Consider the following 2,044-nt stretch of genomic DNA (forward strand, 5'->3'; position numbering starts at 1 on the left):
GCCCAATAGGTGCCGCCGGGGAAGGTGTACCGCGCGACGGACTCCGGGCGCAGGGCGGCGGAGAAGCCGGGCGCGGCGGGTGGCAGGTAGTGACGTCGGCCTGGTTTCCGAGGGAGACGAAGCGGGAGAAGCCGAGGCCGTGCGGGCGGAAGCGCAGCTGGAGTTCGAGGGCGAGGTTGCCGCTCTGGCTCAGCAGCGCCACCTCGCCGGGCGCGAAGGTGTCGGAGGCGAGGAAGAGGTCGGTGGTGTTGTCGGCCAGCCCCAGGCAGTTCGGCCCGACCATCACGGCGCCCGCGGCGCGGACGCGTTCGGCGACGGCGCGCTGGCGGGCCCGCCCGGCGTCGCCGGTCTCGGCGAAGCCGGCGGTGATCGCGACGATCGCGCGGGCCCCGCAGCCCAGGGCCTCGTCGACGGCGTCCTCGAAGCCGGACACCGGCACGGAGATCACCACGAGGTCGACGGGTTCACCGAGCGCGCCGAGGCTGGGGGCGGCGGTCCGGCCGAGCACCGTGCCGCCGCGGCGGTTGACCAGGTGGACGGGGCGGCGGCGGTCGGCGCGCAGGGCCTGGGCGGCGATGGCGTGGCCGTACTTGGCCGGGTCGTCGCTGGCTCCGACGACGGCGACGGAGACGGGGTCGAAGAGGGCGGAGAGGTCGCGTCCCATGTCACTTCACCAGCCGCAGGGCGGAGTTGGGGCAGGCGGCGACGGCGGCCTCGGCGGCGGCCTCGCCTCCCTGGGGCACTGCGGTGGCGCGCAGCCGCGCGTAGCCCCACTCGTCGAGGTCGATCAGTTCCGGGGCGGGTTCCTGGCACAGGCCGTAGCCCTGGCAGCGGGTGGAGTCCAGCAGGAGTTTCATGCGGCGGTCCTTTCGGGGTGGCGGCTCGGTGCGGATGGACGCGGGGTGGGCGCGGGGGCGCGGGTCAGGGCACCGGCACCGTGAAGCGGCGTCCGTCCTCCGGTGCCGGGTCCGCGCACGCGGGGCAGGCGGCGCTGCGGTGGGCGTCGACCCGGTCGGAGAAGTGGACGAGGAGGGTGCCGACGACGCGGGCGGCGGCGTCCAGCAGTCCGCAGGCGCCGCGGCCGGGCAGTTGCCGCGCCCAGCGGCGCAGCTTGTCGGCCGTGTCGTCGCCGGCGTCGCCGCGCGCGACCGCCCCGAGGGTGCCGGCGAGCGCACGTGTGCCGGAGACGCACACTCCGCACTGCCGGGCGCTCTGTGCCGCGAGATAGGCGGCGGCCTCGGTGGCCACGGCGACCGGGCAGTCCTCGGGGTGCAGGAAGTGCAGCGCTCCGCAGCCGAGCGCTCCCCCGGCCGCCTTCAGGCCGTCGTGGTCCAGCGGGAGGTCCGTCCAGCCCGTGCCGTGCAGGCCGCCGAACAGGCCGCCCAGCAGGACCGCCTCGGCCCCGCCGTGCCCGCACAGGCCGGCGACGTCCTTGAGGTACGTGCCGGCGGGCACCTCGACCAGCGCGCTGACGCCACCGGCGGCAGGAACGCCCCCCGCCCGCCTTCCGGACGCCGAGAGGGTCACCAGGTGGGCGTCGGCGACGGCGTGCGCCGCGTCGGGACGCGAGTGGATCAACGCCATCCGGGCCAGCGTCTCCACGTTGGCGACGAGGGTGGGAGCGCCGCCGACGCCGCTTTCGAACGGGCGTGGGGGTTTCGGGCCGGGCAGGGCCGGACCTCCGTCGATGCGCCGTACGACGGCCGTCTCCTCGCCCGCGACATAGGTGTGCTCCGTCTGTACGACGTCGACGGGCAGGTCGGCGGGGCGCTCGGCGAGCGCCTTGCGTACGGCCCGCTCGGCGGGGGCGTCGGAGAGGTACACGCAGCCGCGCACGGCACCGGTGACGGCCGCGGCCAGCCCGAGGCCGTCCAGGACCGCGTGCGGCCGGTGCCGCAGCAGCCAGCGGTCCTTCACGGAGCCCGGCTCCCCCTCCTCGCCGTTGGCGACGACTTCTACGACATCCAGCCCGGCCCGTACGGCACCCGGCTGCTCGTCGGGGACGTGCAGGGCAAGGGCCTGGGCGCCGTGGAGACGGCCGCCG

At 76.4% G+C, this 2,044-nt stretch carries 2 protein-coding genes and 2 pseudogenes; 1 reads left to right on the forward strand and 3 read right to left on the reverse strand.

Annotation, left to right across the window (positions count from 1 at the left end):
* Positions 1-145 precede the first annotated feature (145 nt).
* From ACWEN3_RS45810 to ACWEN3_RS45820, 3 genes and pseudogenes are all read right to left on the reverse strand, one after another.
* Positions 146-664: pseudogene (locus ACWEN3_RS45810) on the reverse strand (CoA-binding protein); the annotation flags it as partial.
* 1 nt (position 665) lies between these two features.
* A complete protein-coding gene (locus tag ACWEN3_RS45815) occupies positions 666-857 on the reverse strand; it encodes a ferredoxin (protein WP_452984288.1) in 192 nt (63 codons plus the stop codon).
* 64 nt (positions 858-921) lie between these two features.
* Complete coding sequence (locus ACWEN3_RS45820) at positions 922-1,917, reverse strand: NADH-ubiquinone oxidoreductase-F iron-sulfur binding region domain-containing protein (protein ID WP_452984289.1); 996 nt, start codon at positions 1,915-1,917, stop codon at positions 922-924.
* On the opposite strand from ACWEN3_RS45820, the pseudogene ACWEN3_RS45825 reads away from it, so the two are divergent.
* Positions 1,882-2,044, forward strand: a pseudogene (locus ACWEN3_RS45825) (serine/threonine-protein phosphatase); the annotation flags it as partial. The gene ACWEN3_RS45820 and the pseudogene ACWEN3_RS45825 overlap by 36 nt on opposite strands.

The organism is Streptomyces sp. NPDC004561, assembly GCF_053602155.1.